Origin of the sequence: Thermococcus sp. MAR1 (genome assembly GCF_012027305.1) — an archaeon.
Taxonomy (GTDB): Archaea; Methanobacteriota_B; Thermococci; order Thermococcales; family Thermococcaceae; genus Thermococcus.
The window spans coordinates 108,671-123,800 of record NZ_SNUF01000002.1; the positions used below are offsets into that span (position 1 = coordinate 108,671).

Here is a 15,130-nt window from a genome sequence, read left to right on the forward strand (position 1 = left end):
GTTGTGTTTCGTATTTTGAGTGTAAAAAATTAAAACTCAACCAGCTCCTTCACTTCCTTCGCTTTCTTACACAGCTCGCAGCTCTGAAGGAAGACCAGCATGTTGAGGAGGTGGAAGAGCTCTATCTCCGTGAGGTCAACGTTGGCCTGGGATATCATTTTGATTATGGGCTGGGAGTTGAGCTCTATCTCGTTCAGGACTTCCTTCGCCAGTTTCTTGAGCGTCTCCCTGTCCTCTATCCGGAATCCTGCCTTCTCCAGGATCTGAACCAGCTTCTCTGCCTCCACCTGGAGGTAGTCCTGCCTGAACTCCTCGACGCTCTCATCCGGATCCGCTTTTATGAGGAATATCCTCGCCGCCCTTGCGTAGACCCTCTCGTTCCCGTGAATCTCCAGCTCCTCCACGAGGCCCGCTGATTCAAGCATTTTCACGTGCCTGTATATAGTCGTTCTGTCCTTTCCTATGGCGTCGCTGAGCTCGTTGATCGTCATTGGCCTGTCTCTGAGCAGTTGAAGAATTTTAAATCGGGTTTCATCCGAGAGCACCCTTACCCTTTCCGGCTCCGTAATAATGAGGACTTCCCTCACTCAGTACTCCTCCAGTTTGTCCTGGGGAGTTTCGCCTTCCTCGACTATCTTTTTGCCCGCCGCGACCATGTCTATGCTGTGGACGACTCCTCCAAACTCCTCTATCGTCCGAACTATCTCATCGTAGTCGAGGTTGTCGCCGACCATCGTTATCTTGACGTTCTCCGTTTCCTTGTCTATCTCCACCAGTGTTATGTTGACGCCGTCGACGCCCTCAAGCTCGCTGAGTCCAAGAGCCAGCTCCGTCACCATGGGCTGGTGCGGCTTGAGCACGTCTAGGACGAGAAGTCTTATGCCCTTCGCCATATCCCATCGCTTCTCCTTTCCCCATCACTTTTTAAGTATTTTCCCGAGCCTCTTGAGGAGCTCCATTGCCTCTTCATCGCGCCCCATCCTCGCCATGGCGAGCCACTCGATGGCGTGGATGATGTCCTCGTTGGAGAAGTCCTTAAGCGCCTCTTCGTTGGCTTCTATCTCCTTGGATATCTCCGTCTTATACTCGTGCTCCTTTTTGAGGAGCTCATCCATCGTGTTGAGCAGCTCCTCATCATCGAACTCATAACCCAAGGCCTTGAATATCTCCAGCTTTATCTTAAGCCTTGAGCGGGCGAAGTACCTCAACTCCTCATCGCCGAGGTACATGTTGATGTAGAACGCATCGGCGGTCCTTCCGTAGTACTTCTCCACCAGGTTGCCCTTCATCTCCGTCCTCTTGACCTCGACCAGGCCGGCTTCCTTGAGCTTCTCGATGTGGTGGTATATCGTCTGGGGAGTCTTCCCAAGTATCTCGCTGAGCTGGGAGATGGTCATCTCCTTGTTGCGGAGCAGTCCGAGTATCTTCCTTCTCGTGTCCTCAAGCATTAGCTTTATTACCTCGGGGTCTGTTATGACCTTCACTTTCGCCATTTCCACCACCCAATTTAAACGTTCTAACGCCTCTTTTAACGTTATGGCATATAACCCTTTTGCTTCACGATACCTTTATATAAGTAAACGTTGTGGCTCGTTGTGCCACTAGTGGACAAAATATCCATCTTCCGGATGTACCCATCTGCGGAGGAAGGCTTAAATATGGTCTCCCGAAAAACCTTCGGAGGTGGACAAGATGGAGGCACCAAAGCTCGATTTCCTGTTTTATCCGAAGAGCGTCGCTGTCATCGGGGCGTCAAACGTCCCCGGAAAGATAGGAAACTCGATAATGCGCTCGATAACGCTCAACTTCAGCGGAAAGGTCTACGCCGTCAACGTCAAGGGCGGCGAGGTCGAGGTCAACGGGAAGCGCTTTAAAGTTTACAGGAGCATTAAGGAGATACCGGACGAGGTTGACGTCGCAGTCATAGCGGTTCCGGCGAAGTTTGTGCCAGATGTTATAGACGAGTGCGGCGAGAAGGGCGTTAAAGGGGCTGTTGTCATCTCCGCTGGCTTCAAGGAGGCCGGAAGGGCAGAGCTTGAGGAGGAACTCGTTAAGCGTGCCAGGAAGTGGGGAATAAGGCTTGTCGGCCCGAACTGTCTCGGCGTCACCAACCTCGAGAACGGCTTCGACTGCAACTTCAACCCGCCGGAGAGACAGGCCAGGCCGGCCTTCGGAAAGGTCGCCTTCATGAGCCAGAGTGGAGCGTTCGGCGCTGCAATCCTCGACTGGGCCGCCAGCCACAAGATAGGAATGAGCAAGTTCATCAGCCTCGGAAACATGGCCGACCTCGACGAGAGCGATTTCATAGCCTACCTCGGTCAGGATGAGAAGACCGGAGTTATCACCGGCTACATCGAGGGCGTCAAGGACGGTAGGAAGTTCTTCAACGTCGCCAAGGAGGTCACCCTCAGGAAGCCCATCATCATCCTCAAGGCCGGCAGGACCGAGGCTGGAGCTAAAGCAGCAGCAAGCCACACCGGTTCGCTCGCCGGTTCCTACAAGATATATGAGGCCGCCTTTGAGCAGACCGGTGTTCTGAGCGCCAAGAGTATGCGCCAGCTCTTCAACTACGCCAAAGCTCTGGCCATGCAGAAGCCGGCCAAAGGAAACCGCGTGGCCATAGTCACCAACGGCGGTGGAGCCGGAGTCATGATGAGCGACGGCCTGCTCGAGAAGGGAATGAAGCTCGCCGAGCTGAGCGAAGAGACCAACGAGCGCTTTAGGAATGCCATAGAGAGGAGGGAGCTTCCCGAGCACATGAGTTACAAGAACCCAATCGACATCATCGGCGACGCCCCGTCGAGCCGCTATGAGATAGCGATGCGCTACGCGCTGGAGGATGAAAACGTCGATGTCCTCGTCGTCATAGCTCTCTTCCAGAGTCCTGCTTTGGATGAGGGAATCGTCGAGGCGATGGCTAAGATGAAGGCCTACGGCAAGCCGATAGTCTTCGTTGCCCCAGGTGGAGATTATCCCCACAAGATGGCCAGGAACATCGAGCTCAAGGGCGTTCCTGTCTACGAGACCGTCGAGGACGGCGTCGATGCCGTCTACGCCCTCGTCAAGTACGGCGAGTGGCTGGGGGAGAACGGGAAGCTCTAAGGTTGTATCTCTCCTTCTTAAAACTTTTAAAATTGAGGGGCAAGTGTATGAAGATGACACAGGACTTCCATAAGGGTCATGAGAGACTCCTGCAAGGAAATCTACTTGCCTCATATTTTATTGGCCCTACTGCGGAGAAAGTTGTGTGTATTGGAAAACGGAGGTTTGTATTACCTTTCAGACTATTAGCCCTTTTACTGTTCCCTTTGACCATCAGAACCTATTACGTCTATGTAGACGAGGGAATAACTAATCTTTTTCACTTGGCTCTTGATCCAGTCCTGTTTCTTTCTGGCGTTCTTATCATATACCCATCTGCCCGAGTGTTCTTGGATTTTTCTTCAGATGGTTACCTCCCGCAGTTGCTTGGGACGTTGAACTCTATCACTAAAGGCACAGTCATGTTTAGGTTTTCTGCCTCGCGATCCAACTTTGCGGTAGTCCTTGCAGGATTGGTATTGTGGGTGTTATGGCTACTTGGGTTGAGAAAGCTAAACATCGAGCTTACAGCACTCCTATTTATTTTAACGGTCGCTTACATGATGTTTTGGCTTCCAGTATTTTCATTAATTCACTATATTTACACCATAGTGAAATTTGCGCATTCAGTCCTCGATGAGACTAATATAGCAAATTTGGAATTTAAAGCTCTTTTCCAGGATCATCTTCTTTCAAGAAATCCAATAATACGCTTTGTGGGATTCAAAAAACGGCTGGAGCTGATATTCACTCCAATAATTCGAATCATGCTGAACGTTTTGTTCGTAATAGTTCTGGCTTTTGTCGCCATAATAATTCTCTATATTCTATCAAAAACCTATTCTGTGCCGCACACTGAATTTGTAGGTGCTGGATATGCAGCGGTTCTAATACTCGTCGCATCATTGCTGATTTTTGGATGGTTGATTTATATCATTGTCCGGCTTTCAATAAACTTGAAGGAGATCCTCCTAATTGAGCTGAAGGAACTCAAGCTGGATCCGACTCTTACAGCGCGTGAAGTAATGGCCCTGGATGAGATCGATAACATCCTTTCTGCTACATCAGTTCTTCTGATTCCCTCAAGGACAATACTGGAGATCATCACCGCAGTTTTGACTATTGTTGGGGTTGTTCTGACCCTGCTTCAATATGTATCGTAGGGCAAAAACTTTAAATCCCCTTCTTCCCTTTCTCTTCCCATGCGCGGTGGTCGTTTTTGGCCCTGGTGAAGCCTTCCTCTTCTGCCCCGGCTTAGCCTTGGGTTTCGTTTCCACTGGAAATGGAGGTGTTTTGAATGGACGAATTTAAAGTCACTCCCTGGGACGTTGAGGGTGTTGTGGACTACGCGAAGCTGATAGAGGAATTCGGAACCAGTCCGCTGACGGACGAACTGATAGAGAAAACAGCAGAGCTGACGAAGAGCGAACTGCCAATATTCTTCAGGAGGAGGTTCTTCTTCTCCCACAGGGACTATGACAAGGTTTTAGCCGACTACGAGAGCGGAAAGGGCTTTTTCCTTTACACCGGCAGGGGCCCGAGCGGTCCGATGCACATAGGCCACATCATTCCATTCTTCGCCACAAAGTGGCTCCAGGAGAAGTTCGGCGTGAACCTCTACATCCAGATTACTGACGACGAGAAGTTCCTCTTCAAGGAGAAGCTCACCTTCGACGACACCAAGAAGTGGGCCTACGACAACATCCTTGACATCATAGCTGTCGGCTTCGATCCGGACAAGACCTTCATCTTCCAGGACAGCGAGTTCACCAAGATATACGAGATGGCGATACCGATAGCGAAGAAGATAAACTACTCGATGGCCCGTGCTGTTTTTGGCTTCACCGACCAGAGCAAGATTGGGATGATATTCTACCCGGCGATACAGGCGGCGCCGACCTTCTTTGAGAAGAAGCGCTGTCTCATTCCAGCGGCCATAGACCAGGACCCGTACTGGAGGCTCCAGAGGGACTTTGCAGAGAGCCTCGGCTACTACAAGACCGCTGCCATTCACTCCAAGTTCGTGCCAGGGCTCATGGGCCTCGAGGGCAAGATGAGCGCTTCAAAGCCTGAAACTGCCGTCTACCTCACCGACGACCCGGAGGAGGCCGGTAAGAAGATATGGAAGTACGCTTTAACCGGCGGAAGGGCCACGGCGAAGGAGCAGCGCGAGAAGGGCGGCGAGCCCGAGAAGTGCGTCGTCTTCAAGTGGTTCGAGATATTCTTTGAGCCGGACGACAAGAAGCTCATGGAGCGCTACCACGCGTGTAAGAGCGGTGAGCTTCTCTGCGGCCAGTGCAAGCGCGAGCTGATTGAGAGGGTCCAGGCTTTCCTGAAGGAGCACCAGAAGAAGCGCAAAGAAGCGGAAAAGAAGGTCGAGAAGTTCAAGTACACCGGTGAGCTGGCGAGGGAGCAGTGGGAGAAGAGCATCCCGGAGCCGCTGAGGGGCTGAGCCGGATTTTTAATCTATTTTCTCGAAACTTTTTTATACTCGCTGAGGTTAACTTTTACCGGTGAGTTAAAGGTGAGGAAGGCCCTTCTTGCTTCCCTGGTTATTCTCGTGGTTCTCGTGAGCGGCTGTCTCGGTGGGAATACGACAACCGGAACGACATCAACTGGATCGGCCTCGAACACAGTTTCGTCCCTTCAATCACCGGCTTCTCAGCACAAGACGCCGCTGAAGTTCCTCTACCCAGAAGAGCGGGCTGACGTAAACATGACCTTTGAGAACATGACCGAATTCTTCTGGAAGACGTATTCTGCAGTGCCTTATTCCCAGCATGGGAACATAAGCGTGAACTACACGGATGGAACCTTCAGGGGCAGGTACGAGTTCGTCCTCACAAATTTCACCTCTGGAACGCTTTATCTGGCGCTCCTCGTCACCCCGAAGGACCCTATAACCCTCAACATCACCATAGAGGGCGTTCCGCTTGAGCTTTCCCGCATGGACGTCTACAGATGGGTTGATGAAGATGGCGTTGGTATCGAGATTTACGCGGTCAACGTCTCGACCAGCCTGTCCGAGCTCCACGGCGTTGCCACCTACGAGTTTCGATACCTTGAGAACGAGGATTACCTGCGTGAGATGTGGAAGCAGGACGTCCTCATTGGAACCGACTTTTCCTGGTGGGAGTTTGCTTCGAGGAATGCAACCATCACGGTAATCCCCACGTTTCCAGAGAACACGGTTTTTGTGCTGTCAGAGTGGGGCATAGTCCGTTCGGGCATGAAGGTCGTTTACAACTCCTCCCTTAAGCCCTACGAAGGCTTTACACTCTACATCCCGGACATGGAATGGAAGGGCTTCCAGTGGAACGGGGTAAACTTCACCGTCTATTTCACCAAGAGCATATACAACGAGGAAGGCTTTGATTTGGTTAAAAGGGAGTTCACCTTCGCCATGGGGCTGTACAGCAACCTGACCGGGATTCTTCCGGTTGAAAGGTTTGATGCCGTCTTCTTCCCTGGTTTGCGGAAGATGATGTACAAACGCTTTGGAAAGAAGCCCTTTGGAATAGATTTAGGACATGTTATACTCGTGGAATGCCTCGTTGACATGGAAGACTCCGCGGTAAACTATGCTTCAATAATCTTCCATGAGATTGCCCACGAGTGGGCCGGCTATTACGCTTCCTTCGGTTACTTTAGCGAACCACTGGCAACTTTTATGCAGATGGAAGCATACGGGAGATGGAACCCCGGAGACTATCTCTCCTGGCTGGATCAAAACGAGTACACGACGCTGAAATATGGGGGCGATGTGCCCTTCTACGAGGTGGTGAGGGACCCGATGAAGTACCCCCGCTCTATCCTCACCCTTTACTGGAAGGGCGCCTTCATGCTCCGCTCCCTCCGCTTCATCGTTGGAGATGAGACCTTCAACAGGGCCCTTCACGACGTTCTTGAGGAGTGCCACAGCTCCTCCTGCAACTACACGGAATTCATCAGAACGGTTGAGAACGTTTCCGGCGAAGACCTCGGCTGGTTCTTCGACGAGTGGTTCAACTCAACGCTGTTCCCGGACTACAACATCACCTCCCTGAGCCTTTCACCGGCGGAGGACGGCTACAACCTGACCTTCACCATCGTCGACGCCAGCAACTTTACGATGCCCGTCCCGGTGCGGATTTACCTCGATGACGAGAGCTATGTTGAGGGGACGGTCTGGGTTAACGGAACGGCAACGGTGAGCTTTGAACTCCCCTCCAAGCCGGTGAGGATAGTCATCGACCCGGATGAGGTAATGGCCAATGTGAACAGGGAGTTTGAGGTCAAAGGGATAGAGGTGGATGTGAATTGAAGCGGGCTCTTAGGTGGTTTTTCCTTCTTCATTATGGGCCCCTATGACTTCCAGCGCTCCTCTTCATTTTTAGCAAGTTCGTCGGACGGGTTGCTAATCTCTGAACCCCCACTCCTCCTCGAACTCTTTTTCTTCCGTAATTTCCTCTCCCTTCAGCTCGACCCTGAAGGTCTCCTCGGCTTTAACGTCGCGCCTAAGCCTCATGTCCAGTATCCCCCGTATTATGAACTCACCGTGGCCGAGGAGAATGGGGCTTCCGGGGAGCTTCCCCACGAGCATCCTGGGGGTAACCGTCCCGTAGGTTCCCACCATGATGACCTTCTCCTCTGGGAGCATCCTCTCCCTGAACTCAAAGCTCCGACCCTTCCCGATGACCTTCTCGTACTCGAATCCTTCGGTGCTTATGGCGGTCTTAACGGTCCTAGCCTTTGTGAGGGTGGAGTAAACCGCCCCCGCTATGAACTTCCCGTCTCCACGGTAGTTTACCTGCGCCGAGTCGCTCTCGGTCACCACCGTTACCGTGCCGCTCCCCCTGACTTCACCCTCATCTGTGAAGAAAAGCACCACGATGTTTTTGTAGACCTCGTCGGTTATTCTCACGGCGGGAGCCTTCACGAAACCCGTTCCGTCTGGGGAAACGGCCACCTTGAACGGTGAGCTCATGAAGGGAATCCGCGAGGCTCTTTTTTTCTCCCCAGAGATGAACTTCCTCTCCACGTGGTAGCTCCTGTTCCTTCCGCTCCCGATCCAGTAGCCCATCATCTCAAGCGTTCCCGTCTCGAATTCAAGCTCTTCCGGAAAGGTCACTCCCGAGTCAGAGAAGGTGGAAGAAGCCGCGAACGTTTCTGCACGTTTGTATTCTCTCCGTCTTCCAAGCAGGGCCCTTAACCCCGCTAGCATCATGAGGAAAAAGAACGCAAAGAAGGCTGCGATAAATATCCTCCCTTCTGGAACGCTGACGACTATGAAGGCCAGCAGCGCGAGGAAGACCACCATGAAGATGGCCATAGCGGCCAGCGCGACGGTACTTCCCCTCTCTTTGAGGATGAAGAGCTTCATACGTTCTCACCTGTGGAAATTCGACCTTATCTTTATTATCCTTTGCGAGCGCTTTATAACTTCAGATGCTCCAATATATCCGGTGTTGAAGATGGTTCGCCTTCCATTTCGCGACGGCTTTTACGAGCTGAGGCCGAGCAAGATAATCTGCCTCGGCAGGAACTATGCTGAGCACGCAAAGGAAATGGGGAGTGACGTCCCAGAGGAACCCGTCATCTTCCTCAAGCCCCCGAGCTCACTCATAGGGCCGGGTGAGCCTATAATCCTGCCCAGAATGAGCAAGCGCGTTGACCACGAGGTTGAGCTGGCGGTGATAATCGGGAAGCGCGGGAGGAGAATCCCGAGGGAAAAGGCGTTCGATTATATCCTCGGCTACACGATACTCCTTGACATAACTGCCAGAGATCTGCAGCAGGAGGCAAAGAAGAAGGGCCTCCCCTGGACGGTCTCGAAGGGCTTTGACACCTTTGCCCCGGTCGGCCCGAGGGTCGTTGACAGGCGCGAGCTGAACATAGCAGACCTTGAAATCGGCCTCAGGGTGAACGGCCAACTCAGGCAACTCGGAAGGACGAGCGAGATGATATTCAAAGTCCCGGAGATAATCGAATACGTCTCAACCATAATGACGCTCGAACCCGGCGACATAATAGCTACTGGAACCCCCGCTGGAGTAGGCCCGCTCAGGCACGGCGACAGGGTTGAGGCGTGGATAGAGGGCATCGGTAAGGTCGAGTTCGATGTTCTGGCCGAGGGTTCAATACTCTGCTGAGAAACTTTTTTAAGTTTTTGCTTTCTAACTATTTTTGGTGGTGCTATGAAGAGGGAGCGTTTGGGGGTCGTCTTCCTGCTGGTTCTCTCTGTTGCGATGGCTGGCTGTCTCGACAACAACTTCGTTTACGCCAGGGGAAAGAGCGTCCCACCGGGGGAGAGCAGGGAGTGGCCCTTCAAAGGCCCCGCGAACCTTAGCGTTGAGATAAGCTCCAGCGTTCCGGTTGAGGTGAAGGTGGTCTCCCCCGACGGAACCGTGCTGAAGGATTTTGGAACCGTCAGGGAGGTAAAAGCGGTCGTTGAGCTTCCTGCTGGGGGGTGGAAGGTCGTGGTGAAGAACCCCGGCAACGAGACCGCGGTCATTGATGTGACCCTGAAGACGGAGGGGAAGTAGGGTGAAGTGGAAGCTGGGCATTCTCCTTGTGGTGGTGCTTGGGCTAATGAGTTCTGGCTGTGTTTTTCACGGCTTTAGTGGCCATTCAATAAGCCTCAGCGAGACCATAGGTGCGGGAGGAAAGATAACCCTCTCCACGGAGGGGCCGGGGATTCTGGAGATGGAGGTCGTTTCTGATATACCCGTCCATGTGAAGCTCGTGTCGGAGGGGGGAGAGGTTCTGAGGGACTTTGGAATAACTCAAAACGTGAGTACACGACTGAGGGTCTCTTCGGGCAGGTGGTATCTGGTCATATCCAATCCTGGAAATGAAACTGGAACCGTTAGTGCAAGGCTCTCTGTGTCCTCATAGGTTCGAGTTTCGTTCGGTTTGCCGTGGATTTTTCCTATATCCCTTTCAAAATGGGGTATTCAACAGGTAATCGTTCGTATCATCCTATGGGTGGTCAAAGTTTTTTCGAGATCTTGATGTCGTAATGTGCGTTGGTGTCCACTTGTCTATCCTCCTGATGAATTTTTATTCATGCTAAGACTAAAAACGGCATAGAAGTTCCTTTCAACTCGTTTCTGGTTTTAACTTCGCGTTCTTGACTTTTACAGGGCTGAAAAACTTTATATTCTGAAACGGGCCAACCTCCAAGGAATGCACATTCCTAAAGAATGTGGACATGAATGCTCATAACTGTACAGGAGGTTGGGAGATGGCGGACGCCAACTGGAAGCTTGGAGAAGCGAGCTGGAAGCGTAAGGATTCGGACGAGACCTACCGCGAAGTGACGCCCGCTGCTATAATCCTCGGCGTCATCTGGGGCGCCTTCATGGCCGCCAGCTTCACCTACGCGGGAATGATAATGGGCTTCACCTCCGGCGGTTCGGCCATAGCTGCTATCGTCGGATGGGGAGTCCTCAGGGGAATCCTCAAGAAGGGAACCGTCGTTGAGAACAACATCGTCCAGACCATAGCCTCTGCAGTCAACATCTCCGTTTCGGGAGTCATCTTCACCATCCCGGCGCTCTACATCATGGGCCTGCACCAGGAGATTAACACTGCCTACTTTTTCCTCGCCACCGCGGCCGGAGCTATACTGGGAATCACCTTCATAATTCCGCTGAGGAAGCAGATGATTGAGATCGACAGGCTTCGCTTCCCGACCGGAACGGCCGTTGCCACCGTCCTCAAGACCCCGGGAAGCGGAATCGAGAAGGCCAGACTGCTCTTCCTCGGCATGGCCGTCAGCGCGGCCGTCTATCTGGTCCAGCAGTTCCCGGTGCTTGGTCTTCCGGAGATAATCCCAGAGTACATTGACCTCGGCGCGATGCTCCACCTCCCCGGCTGGGTCAGCCTGGCCATGGCCCTCTCGCTGATGGTCTTTGGAATGGGCCTCATCACCGGAAGGAACGGTCTCATAGTCCTCGCCGGTGGAATACTCTCCTACTACATCATCACGCCCATAGTTAAGACTCTCGGCTGGCTTCCGAGCGACGTCACCGGCGGAGCGATCAGCGGCTTCGTCTACGCCAACATGACCAGGCCGCTTGGCATAGGAATGCTCCTCGGCGGCTCGATAGCCGGGCTGATACTCTCGATGCCCGTCATCATAGTCGCCCTCAGGAGCATAGCCAACGCGAGCAAGCTCGGAACCGGAAGGAACGAGGAGCTCCCGATCAAGTACCTCTACGCCGGAATAACCCTCGCCTTCCTCCTCCTGCTGGTCACCACCTACCGGCTGGGCAACCTCGGCATCGGCAGGAGCCTTCTCACTGCACTCGTCGGCGTCGCCTGGATATTCGTCGCCTCGCTGCTCGTCGCCATGTCCACCGGAATGACCGACTGGAGTCCGGTTTCCGGCCTCTCGCTTGTGTCGGTCATGATACTCCTCTACCTCACCGGCAAGCAGGTGCCGCTGACCATACTCCTCGGAGCCACCGTCGGCGTTGCCATCTCAGGAGCGGCCGATATGATGCAGGACCTCAAGACCGGCCACCTCGTCGGTGGAATTCCCTCCAGGCAGCAGAAGGTCGAGCTCCTCACCGCCTGGATAGGGCCGATAATAGCCCTCACCGTCGTCGGCCTCATATGGAAGGCCTACGGAATAGGAAACGAGATGGTTCCTGCCCCGCAGGCCATGGCCCTCAAGTCCATGGTCGACGCTATCCTCGGCGGCAACGTCCCGGTGGACAAGTTCATCGCGGGAGGAATCCTCGGCTTCGCCCTCTCCATGAGCGGAATACCGGGACTCGGTGTCCTCGTTGGCCTGTCGATGTACCTGCCGATGCTCTACATCCTGCCCTACGGACTCGGCTGTATCGTCCACGAGATAGCCAAGAGGAAGAAGGGCAACGAGTTCATAACCGAGAAGGTGCTCCCGGTCGCGGCCGGACTGATGGTCGGAGAGGCGGCAATGACGCTCCTCTTCGCGGTCCTGACCGTTATGGGAGTGCTCCACCCGTGAGGTGATGGAAATGAAGAAGCTCGTTGGAAACGTCCTGCTCACGGTAGGCCTCGTCGCCGGTTCAATAACCGCCGCCAGGATACCGCCCATGTGGGGCGGCTTGGCAGTTTCCCTGGCCGTCATGGGTGCCGGAATATTCCTCAGGCGCCAGGGTGCCAGGGAAGAGCTCCATAGGGCGGCCCAGAGCGGAACCGGTGGCGTCAGGGAACTTGAGAGGCTCCTCACCGATGCCCTTGGTAGAATCGAGAGGATAATGGACGCCCCGCGCGAGAAGGCCGTTGAAGAGCTCACCGGAATCCTAGAGGAGCTCGATGAGTTCGCCGAGAAGGCGCAGCCCCTAAGGATAGAGGGCCTCATGACATACGGAACCATCATGAGCGTCTTCAGCAGGGGCGAGAGGGCCCTCAACAGGGCCTGGAGCGCCTTCGCTGACGGCTATGAGAATGAGGGAAGGAGGTACCTCCGCTACGGCTACAACGACCTTAAGGAGACCCTCAGCGCGGTCAAGGCGCTGAAGGTCTGAGCTTTCCTTTTCTTTTGGTTTTCGTGGTCATTCGATGACGTAGGTATGAACCATAAGCCCTCCGTGCCCTATGAGGCGGTAGTGCTTGATTTCAAAGCCGTTCTCGATTATCGCCCTCTCTATCGCCCTCTTTTCGGTGGTTATGAAGACGCCGCGCTTTTCGAGAACCTTTGCCAGCTCGGCAAAGAAGTCCATGTAGAGCCGTGGAATCGTGCTCTTCCTCCCTATCTTCAGCCCGTAGGGCAGATTGCTCACCGCGAAGTCAACGCTCTTGACGTACTCGCTCAGCCTCGTGGCGTCGCCGAGAAGGAACTCTATCCTCCCCATGACTCCTGCGGAGAGGGCGTTCATCTCGGCCCCGCGCAGGTGTTTTCTATACTTCTCTAGGCCAAGTATTCTCCCTTCGTAGCCCCTGAGCGCTAACTCAATCGGAATAGTCCCTGAGCCGCAGAAGGAGTCGATGAATGGACCTCCGTCCGGTTTTGCCAGCTCTATGAGGGCGTTCGCTATGCTGGCCTTGAGATGAGCGGGGTGGTCGTAAACGCGCCACGGCCTCTTGTGAAGGGAACTATCTCCAGTCGTATCTATCCCGAGGAAGAAGACGTCTCCTATAAGTTCCGCCCTGAAAATTACCGCCGGGTGGTCGAGGTTGACCTTTGGCCTTCCGAAGCGCTCAAGCCTCTTGAATATCGCCTTTCCGACGGTCTTTGATATATCGAGGCTCGTTATCTTATGTTCACCCTTCCTGAAGGAGCGCACCGCAAAGGGTTCGCTAACCTTGACGTACCTTTCCACCGGAAGCTCTGAGACGAACTCTTCTATCCTCCTGAGGGCAAGGTCGGGTTCGTCTTCCCCAATCCCCTCAAAGCGCTCGCTCGCTATCTCCATGATTACGCGGTGGAGGAGCCTTGAGCGCTCGTTAAGATAGGTTGAAACGCTAAGCTCCCTCTTCCTGCCCTTTTCGTCGGTGTAGAAGGCCTCGCCGACTTCAGCTAAAACCCTTCCCTCAACGCCGAGTGGCTTCTCCTCCACTCGAAACGGAACTCCAAGTCCAGAGAGCAGGTTCTCGACCTCGGCCCTCGCGAGGTCTTCTATCCCCTGCGAAGTCGTCAGCAAAAGCCTCATACCCATCACTCCATTATAGCTATTACTCCCTTCCACTTCTTCCCGAAGCACTCGCTCGCTAAAACATGCTTACCGGTGAGCCTTTCGAGGAGCTTTATTCCGCCGTCGCACTTCTTGAAGCCGGTCGCTATCCCGACGGTAAAGCCCTCTATTTCACGTATCCCGATGCGCTTCTGGTTGTCGAGTTTTTTTCTGAGTTCTTCCCCGTATTTCCAGAGAATTCTCCTCGGGTCGAGGAGAAGGTCTTCCTCGATTCCGTCGAGGACGTCCTCGAAGTCCCAGACGAACCCCCGGGGTTTTTCCTCCTCCTTTCCGAAGAGGGTAAATCGACCCGTTTGCCACTCTCTCAGGAACCACCTTGCCGTCTCCTCGATGTCAACCTCGCCTCCGGCCTTTATCAGGCCTCTCCTCTCACCTATCCTCCTCAGAACCTCCTCCTCGCTCTCGAATTCATCTATACCAAACTTCTCTGTGAGGGCTTCCCTTCTGGTCTCAAGGATCCTGCTTATGAGCTTTAACGCGGGTTTGACGGGTTCGTCTATTTTGTCGGCAGGGAAGCCTCCCTTAATTACCAGCTCGTCGAAATCATCGATGGGAACAACTCCCGGGCTGTCAAGAAGCCATATCTTCTTGCTGAGCCTTATCAGCTGCTTTCCCTTTGTGTAGCCCGGTATTGGAGCGGTGCCAACGGCCTTCTTGCCTTTCAGCGTGTTGATTATCGTGCTCTTCCCAACGTTGGGGTAGCCTATGAGTGCGACCTTAATCTTCTCCCTCTCGTCAAGCAGGGGTTTTGCGAGCTTCCTTATTTCTCTCCTAAGGATTCCAGTTCCCTTTCTCTCGCGGGCCGATATAAAGACGACCGGAAGGTCGCTCTTCCTCTTATACTCCTCAGCCCACTCTTTCGGCACTAAATCTGCCTTGTTCATGACTACGAGGAGCGGTTTACCCTCTTCCCGGACGAGTCTCTCCAGTTTTCTGTTCCTCGTTCCGATCGGGTCGCGAGCGTCAACCACCTCGACGATGAGGTCGGCCTCATCTATTACCTCTCTCACCACTCTCCACGCCTTCTTCTGCTTCATCTCTCACCACCGTTATCTCAAAGATTACTGTACCGCCGTCGGTGTATGGCGGCCCGGGATCGAGGCACTGAACGTACGCTTTCTTCCCCTTGCCGAGTCCTAGTTCGCTTGGCTTAATACCCTTTCGCAAGGCGACTATGTACGGCAACAGTGATGCGAAGGCATGGGTGCATATGGCATCGGTCTCATCGAGCTTAACTTTGGGCCCTTCTATAACTATCCTGTCACCCAGGTTAAAAACGGGGCATTTTCCCCGGATTTTTATTACTCTAATCTCTAGCCGCTCCATATCTCTCACCGAAACCTAAATAAAGATTGAAGTTCAAAAAACTATTCGACATAAGA

General features: G+C 53.5%; 16 protein-coding genes. 9 read left to right on the top strand and 7 right to left on the bottom strand.

The annotated features are described in order from the left end of the window. Positions 1 to 29: 29 nt before the first annotated feature. From E3E25_RS08615 to E3E25_RS08625, 3 genes are read right to left on the bottom strand one after another with little or no spacing between them, the layout of a single operon-like run. A complete protein-coding gene (locus E3E25_RS08615; RefSeq protein ID WP_167892895.1) occupies positions 30 to 587 on the bottom strand; it encodes a winged helix-turn-helix domain-containing protein in 558 nt (185 codons plus the stop codon). Then, entirely contained in the window at positions 588 to 893 is a 306-nt protein-coding gene (locus tag E3E25_RS08620; protein ID WP_014788876.1) for a DUF211 domain-containing protein, read from the bottom strand. Positions 894 to 917: 24 nt separating this feature from the next. Beyond that, positions 918 to 1,493, bottom strand: coding sequence for a winged helix-turn-helix domain-containing protein (locus E3E25_RS08625; protein WP_167892896.1), 576 nt, complete (start codon positions 1,491 to 1,493; stop codon positions 918 to 920). Between the two features lie 199 nt (positions 1,494 to 1,692). Between E3E25_RS08625 and E3E25_RS08630 the strand changes: the two genes are divergently transcribed. The 4 genes from E3E25_RS08630 (at position 1,693) to E3E25_RS11715 (ending at position 7,384) form a co-directional block, all read left to right on the top strand. Beyond that, positions 1,693 to 3,102, top strand: coding sequence for an acetate--CoA ligase family protein (locus E3E25_RS08630; RefSeq protein WP_167893146.1), 1,410 nt, complete (start codon positions 1,693 to 1,695; stop codon positions 3,100 to 3,102). Between the two features lie 53 nt (positions 3,103 to 3,155). Continuing rightward, a complete protein-coding gene (locus E3E25_RS08635; protein WP_167892897.1) occupies positions 3,156 to 4,244 on the top strand; it encodes a hypothetical protein in 1,089 nt (362 codons plus the stop codon). Positions 4,245 to 4,378: 134 nt separating this feature from the next. Further along, positions 4,379 to 5,533: a tryptophan--tRNA ligase gene (locus E3E25_RS08640; protein ID WP_167892898.1), complete on the top strand. Its 1,155-nt coding sequence runs from the start codon at positions 4,379 to 4,381 to the stop codon at positions 5,531 to 5,533. A 72-nt stretch (positions 5,534 to 5,605) separates the two neighbouring features. Further along, entirely contained in the window at positions 5,606 to 7,384 is a 1,779-nt protein-coding gene (locus E3E25_RS11715; RefSeq protein WP_167892899.1) for a M1 family aminopeptidase, read from the top strand. A gap of 93 nt (positions 7,385 to 7,477) precedes the next feature. On the opposite strand, the gene E3E25_RS08650 is transcribed toward E3E25_RS11715, so the two are convergent. Further along, positions 7,478 to 8,443 carry a hypothetical protein gene (locus E3E25_RS08650; RefSeq protein WP_167892900.1) on the bottom strand — a complete coding sequence of 322 codons (966 nt, stop codon included), beginning with the start codon at positions 8,441 to 8,443 and terminating at the stop codon, positions 7,478 to 7,480. Positions 8,444 to 8,534: 91 nt separating this feature from the next. Here E3E25_RS08650 and E3E25_RS08655 point away from each other — a divergent pair, with 91 nt between their 5' ends. The 5 genes from E3E25_RS08655 to E3E25_RS08675 all read left to right on the top strand — a co-directional run bounded on the left by E3E25_RS08655 (position 8,535) and on the right by E3E25_RS08675 (position 12,581). Further along, a complete protein-coding gene (locus E3E25_RS08655; protein WP_167893147.1) occupies positions 8,535 to 9,212 on the top strand; it encodes a fumarylacetoacetate hydrolase family protein in 678 nt (225 codons plus the stop codon). A gap of 45 nt (positions 9,213 to 9,257) precedes the next feature. Beyond that, positions 9,258 to 9,605 carry a DUF4493 domain-containing protein gene (locus tag E3E25_RS08660; RefSeq protein ID WP_167892901.1) on the top strand — a complete coding sequence of 116 codons (348 nt, stop codon included), beginning with the start codon at positions 9,258 to 9,260 and terminating at the stop codon, positions 9,603 to 9,605. Position 9,606: 1 nt separating this feature from the next. Continuing rightward, positions 9,607 to 9,957 carry a hypothetical protein gene (locus E3E25_RS08665; protein ID WP_167892902.1) on the top strand — a complete coding sequence of 117 codons (351 nt, stop codon included), beginning with the start codon at positions 9,607 to 9,609 and terminating at the stop codon, positions 9,955 to 9,957. A 349-nt stretch (positions 9,958 to 10,306) separates the two neighbouring features. After that, positions 10,307 to 12,058 carry an OPT family oligopeptide transporter gene (locus E3E25_RS08670; protein ID WP_167892903.1) on the top strand — a complete coding sequence of 584 codons (1,752 nt, stop codon included), beginning with the start codon at positions 10,307 to 10,309 and terminating at the stop codon, positions 12,056 to 12,058. A gap of 4 nt (positions 12,059 to 12,062) precedes the next feature. Continuing rightward, complete coding sequence (locus E3E25_RS08675; protein WP_240910802.1) at positions 12,063 to 12,581, top strand: cell division protein; 519 nt, start codon at positions 12,063 to 12,065, stop codon at positions 12,579 to 12,581. A 27-nt stretch (positions 12,582 to 12,608) separates the two neighbouring features. Here the strand turns inward: E3E25_RS08675 and trm14 are convergent, their stop codons facing one another. From trm14 to E3E25_RS08690, 3 genes are read right to left on the bottom strand one after another with little or no spacing between them, the layout of a single operon-like run. Next, the gene (gene trm14 / locus E3E25_RS08680; protein WP_167893149.1) at positions 12,609 to 13,706 is read right to left on the bottom strand and encodes a tRNA (guanine(6)-N2)-methyltransferase; all 1,098 of its coding nucleotides are present in this window, start codon (positions 13,704 to 13,706) and stop codon (positions 12,609 to 12,611) included. A gap of 5 nt (positions 13,707 to 13,711) precedes the next feature. Then, on the bottom strand, positions 13,712 to 14,785 hold the full coding sequence (locus tag E3E25_RS08685) for a GTPase (RefSeq protein ID WP_167892904.1): 1,074 nt from the start codon (positions 14,783 to 14,785) through the stop codon (positions 13,712 to 13,714). After that, positions 14,739 to 15,074 carry a TIGR04076 family protein gene (locus tag E3E25_RS08690; RefSeq protein WP_167892905.1) on the bottom strand — a complete coding sequence of 112 codons (336 nt, stop codon included), beginning with the start codon at positions 15,072 to 15,074 and terminating at the stop codon, positions 14,739 to 14,741. The genes E3E25_RS08685 and E3E25_RS08690 overlap by 47 nt, the downstream gene beginning before the upstream one ends. Positions 15,075 to 15,130: the final 56 nt, after the last annotated feature.

Excerpts from the sequence above, each read along its gene's own strand:
- E3E25_RS08660 (WP_167892901.1), top strand. The coding sequence starts at position 9,258 with ATGAAGAGGGAGCGTTTGGGGGTCGTCTTCCTGCTGGTTCTCTCTGTT.
- E3E25_RS08630 (WP_167893146.1), top strand. The coding sequence starts at position 1,693 with ATGGAGGCACCAAAGCTCGATTTCCTGTTTTATCCGAAGAGCGTCGCT.
- E3E25_RS08670 (WP_167892903.1), top strand. The coding sequence starts at position 10,307 with ATGGCGGACGCCAACTGGAAGCTTGGAGAAGCGAGCTGGAAGCGTAAG.
- E3E25_RS08685 (WP_167892904.1), bottom strand. The coding sequence starts at position 14,785 with ATGAAGCAGAAGAAGGCGTGGAGAGTGGTGAGAGAGGTAATAGATGAG.
- E3E25_RS08675 (WP_240910802.1), top strand. The coding sequence starts at position 12,063 with ATGGAAATGAAGAAGCTCGTTGGAAACGTCCTGCTCACGGTAGGCCTC.
- E3E25_RS08635 (WP_167892897.1), top strand. The coding sequence starts at position 3,156 with ATGACACAGGACTTCCATAAGGGTCATGAGAGACTCCTGCAAGGAAAT.
- E3E25_RS08625 (WP_167892896.1), bottom strand. The coding sequence starts at position 1,493 with ATGGCGAAAGTGAAGGTCATAACAGACCCCGAGGTAATAAAGCTAATG.
- E3E25_RS08640 (WP_167892898.1), top strand. The coding sequence starts at position 4,379 with ATGGACGAATTTAAAGTCACTCCCTGGGACGTTGAGGGTGTTGTGGAC.
- trm14 (WP_167893149.1), bottom strand. The coding sequence starts at position 13,706 with ATGAGGCTTTTGCTGACGACTTCGCAGGGGATAGAAGACCTCGCGAGG.
- E3E25_RS08650 (WP_167892900.1), bottom strand. The coding sequence starts at position 8,443 with ATGAAGCTCTTCATCCTCAAAGAGAGGGGAAGTACCGTCGCGCTGGCC.
- E3E25_RS08655 (WP_167893147.1), top strand. The coding sequence starts at position 8,535 with ATGGTTCGCCTTCCATTTCGCGACGGCTTTTACGAGCTGAGGCCGAGC.
- E3E25_RS08620 (WP_014788876.1), bottom strand. The coding sequence starts at position 893 with ATGGCGAAGGGCATAAGACTTCTCGTCCTAGACGTGCTCAAGCCGCAC.
- E3E25_RS08690 (WP_167892905.1), bottom strand. The coding sequence starts at position 15,074 with ATGGAGCGGCTAGAGATTAGAGTAATAAAAATCCGGGGAAAATGCCCC.